Source organism: Caballeronia sp., assembly GCF_028292365.1.
In the GTDB taxonomy this organism is placed as follows: domain Bacteria; phylum Pseudomonadota; class Gammaproteobacteria; order Burkholderiales; family Burkholderiaceae; genus Caballeronia.
In genome coordinates, this window is the sequence record NZ_JAQGMM010000475.1 from 1 (window position 1) to 3,634 (window position 3,634).

At 60.3% G+C, this 3,634-nt stretch carries 4 protein-coding genes; all 4 read left to right on the plus strand.

Annotation, left to right across the window (positions count from 1 at the left end; translation table 11 throughout):
• The coding region (locus JWR14_RS27625) for a substrate binding domain-containing protein (protein ID WP_299715114.1) at positions 1-585 on the plus strand (585 nt) is incomplete at its 5' end.
• A gap of 182 nt (positions 586-767) precedes the next feature.
• Entirely contained in the window at positions 768-2,129 is a 1,362-nt protein-coding gene (gene miaB / locus JWR14_RS27630) for a tRNA (N6-isopentenyl adenosine(37)-C2)-methylthiotransferase MiaB (RefSeq protein ID WP_299715117.1), read from the plus strand.
• A 32-nt stretch (positions 2,130-2,161) separates the two neighbouring features.
• The gene (locus JWR14_RS27635; protein WP_299715120.1) at positions 2,162-3,271 is read left to right on the plus strand and encodes a PhoH family protein; all 1,110 of its coding nucleotides are present in this window, start codon (positions 2,162-2,164) and stop codon (positions 3,269-3,271) included.
• Positions 3,268-3,634, plus strand: a 367-nt coding sequence (ybeY, locus tag JWR14_RS27640; RefSeq protein ID WP_299715123.1) for an rRNA maturation RNase YbeY, incomplete at its 3' end; no start/stop codon positions are given. The genes JWR14_RS27635 and ybeY, both read left to right, overlap by 4 nt.

Sequence of the window (3,634 nt, forward strand, 5' to 3'; positions counted from 1 at the left end):
AATCTACTGCTGGAAGATATTGATCTGGCGATCCGCTTCAACCGGCCGTCGGAGGGCAATCTGATTGCCCGTCGGCTGGCGCCGAACCGGCGTGTGCTATGCGCATCGCCGGAATACCTGGTGCGGCACGGCGAACCGAAAACGCCCGCCGAACTCGCCACGCACACGTTCACGGTGCTGGTGACATCGACGGCGACGTTCAACGAGTTCCAGTTCGTCCGCGGTGACGATCGTTTCACCCACACCGTGCCGCTCGAAGACGCCTGGGAAACCAACGACGGCGCCCTGACCCGCGCATGGGCGCTGGCCGGCCAAGGCATTGCGCACAAATCGATCTGGGATATAGCCGCCGATGTCCACTCCGGCGCGCTGAAAATTTTGCTGGCAGACTGGTGTTCAAACGAGGCGGCCGTCCACGCTGTGTATCACTGCAACCGGTATATGGCGCCGCGGGTGCGCGTGCTCCTGGACTTCCTGATTGAACGCTTCGACCGCGCGACGGCGGAATTGCTCGGCGACCTGGCTTACCCGCCCGGGGCTTACCCGCCCGGCCAGCAGGGTCACGAAGTCGAGCGGACGCTATAATATCGAGCTAACCGTCGAGTGTCGCATCGTGCAAATTTCGGCCATTTCAGGCGAAATTTGCCTAAAGCAGCGCTAAAAGCGTGGTTCAACGCCAAAGCAGCGCCGACGAAACGAAACAAGCAGGTCCCTTCAACGCATTAAATACTGCGCCCCCAGACTAATCACTGCGACCGGCGAAATTCATGACCAAGAAAGTGTATGTAAAGACCTTTGGCTGCCAGATGAACGAGTACGACTCCGACAAAATGGTCGACGTGCTCGGAGCAGCTAATGGCCTCACCCAAACGTTCACGCCTGAAGACGCGGACGTCATTCTCTTCAACACGTGTTCGGTGCGCGAAAAAGCGCAGGAAAAGGTTTTCTCCGATCTCGGCCGCGTGCGCGAGCTGAAGGAAGCGAACCCGAACTTGATCATTGGCGTAGGCGGTTGCGTGGCGAGCCAGGAAGGCGCGGCAATTGTGTCGCGCGCGCCGTACGTGGACCTGGTGTTCGGCCCGCAGACTTTGCATCGTCTGCCGGAAATGATTGCGAAACGGCGTTCCAGCGGCCGCGCGCAAGTCGATATCTCGTTTCCGGAAATCGAAAAGTTCGATCATCTGCCGCCGGCTCGCGTCGATGGCCCGACCGCGTTTGTATCGATCATGGAAGGTTGCAGCAAGTACTGCAGCTATTGCGTGGTGCCCTACACGCGCGGCGAGGAGGTATCGCGTCCGCTGGATGACGTGCTGACCGAAATCGCCGGTCTCGCCGACCAGGGCGTGCGCGAAGTCACCATGCTCGGCCAGAACGTGAATGCGTATCGCGGACCAGTGACACAGCATTCCACTGACATCGCGGATTTCGCTACATTGATTGAATACGTCGCGGAGATTCCGGGTATTGAACGGATTCGCTATACCACGTCGCATCCGAAGGAATTCACGCAGCGCCTGATTGATACGTACGCGAAAGTGCCCAAGCTCGTGAGCCACTTGCACTTGCCCGTGCAGCACGGTTCCGACCGCATCCTGATGGCCATGAAGCGCGGTTATACGGTGCTTGAATACAAATCCGTGATCCGTAAATTGCGCGCGATCCGTCCGGATCTGTCACTGTCCACGGACATGATTGTCGGCTTCCCGGGCGAGACGGAAGATGACTTCCAGAAGATGATGAAGCTCATCGACGAAATGAGTTACGACACCAGTTTCTCGTTCATCTACAGCCCGCGTCCCGGCACGCCCGCTGCAAACTTGCACGACGACACCCCGCGCGAAGTGAAGCTCAAGCGTCTGCAACATTTGCAGGCGACCATTGAGGCGAACGTGGCGAAGATCAGCAACTCCATGCTGGGTTCGGTGCAACGCATTCTGGTGGAAGGCCCGTCGCGCAAGGACCCGAGCGAACTCGCCGGTCGCACGGAGAATAATCGCGTGGTGAATTTCCCGGCGCCCATCTCGTCGCACAAGCGGCTGATCGGCCAGATGGTCGATGTGGAAATCAACGTGGCGTATCCGCACTCGTTGCGCGGCGAACTGATCATGACGCCCGCGACAACTCACTAAACCGCAGCTTCGACAGGAACCCGACTCTCGCCTTGAAGACCGCTCAGCAGCATTTGGAATTCACCGCTCCGCGCGACGACAACGCGCGGCTCGCCAACCTGTGTGGCCCGCTCGACGAAAATTTGCGGCAGATCGAGCAGGCGCTCGACGTGACGCTGACGCGTCGCGGACACAAGATCACCATCCGCGGGCGCGGCGCAAAGGTTGCGCTGGCGGCGCTCGAGAACTTCTACAATCGCGCCAAGGACACGTTGTCGGTCGACGATATCCAGCTTGCGCTGGTCGAAGCGCGCAACGCGGCGCGGCGCGGGTTGAATGCCAATAAGCCATCGAATAACCTGAATTCCGAGCCCGTCGATCCGCGTTTCCGTGGCGACCCCGATCATCCGTTCGACGAACCCAGCGCGACCATCGACCTCGGCGAAGAAGAGGATCCGGGGCCGAAGCTGTATACGCGACGTGCCGATCTACGCGGCCGCACGCCCATGCAGCGTGAATACCTGAAGCAGATCATTGCGCACGACGTGACGTTTGGCATCGGCCCGGCGGGTACGGGCAAGACGTATCTGGCGGTGGCGTGTGCGGTGGATTCGCTTGAACGCGATCAGGTCAAGCGGATTGTGCTGACGCGTCCGGCAGTGGAAGCCGGCGAGCGGCTGGGTTTCCTGCCGGGAGATCTCGCGCAGAAAGTGGATCCGTATTTGCGGCCGCTTTACGACGCGCTCTACGACCTGCTCGGCTTCGATAAAACCGCGAAAATGTTCGAGCGCCAGATGATCGAAATCGCGCCGCTCGCGTACATGCGCGGCCGGACGCTGAATCACGCGTTCATCATTTTGGACGAGGCGCAGAACACCACGCCCGAGCAGATGAAGATGTTCCTGACGCGGATTGGTTTCGGGTCGAAGGCCGTTGTCACCGGCGACACCACGCAGGTCGATTTGCCGCGTGGGCACAGAAGCGGGCTGATTGAAGCGCAACACATCCTGGCTGATGTGCGCGGTATCGCGATGACGAAGTTCACGAGCGTGGACGTGGTGCGGCATCCGCTGGTCGCGCGCATTGTGGAAGCGTACGACGCGCAGTCGGAGCGCGACGCCGCTGCCGCTGCGATTGCCGCCGCAAAATATCGCTCTGAATAAGCATGCCCAAACTTGCACTGACACTGCAGTTTCCGGCCGCCAAAACGTTCCCTGAACACAAGGCGCTGTTGCCGCGCGCAACCGTCGCCGGCTGGATCAAGGCGTCGCTGTTCGCGGACGCGGAACTGACCGTGCGTTTCGTCGATACCGAGGAAGGCCGGACGCTGAACCGGTCTTATCGGCAGAAGGATTACGCCACTAACGTGCTGACGTTCGCGTACGCCGAATCGGAAGACGATCCGGTCACGGGCGACCTGGTGCTGTGCTGTCCGGTAGTGGAACGCGAGGCGCGCGAACAGAACAAGCCGCTCGCCGCGCATTACGCGCATCTGATCGTGCACGGTACGCTGCATGCTCAGGGCT

Excerpts from the sequence above, each read along its gene's own strand:
- miaB (WP_299715117.1), top strand. The coding sequence starts at position 768 with ATGACCAAGAAAGTGTATGTAAAGACCTTTGGCTGCCAGATGAACGAG.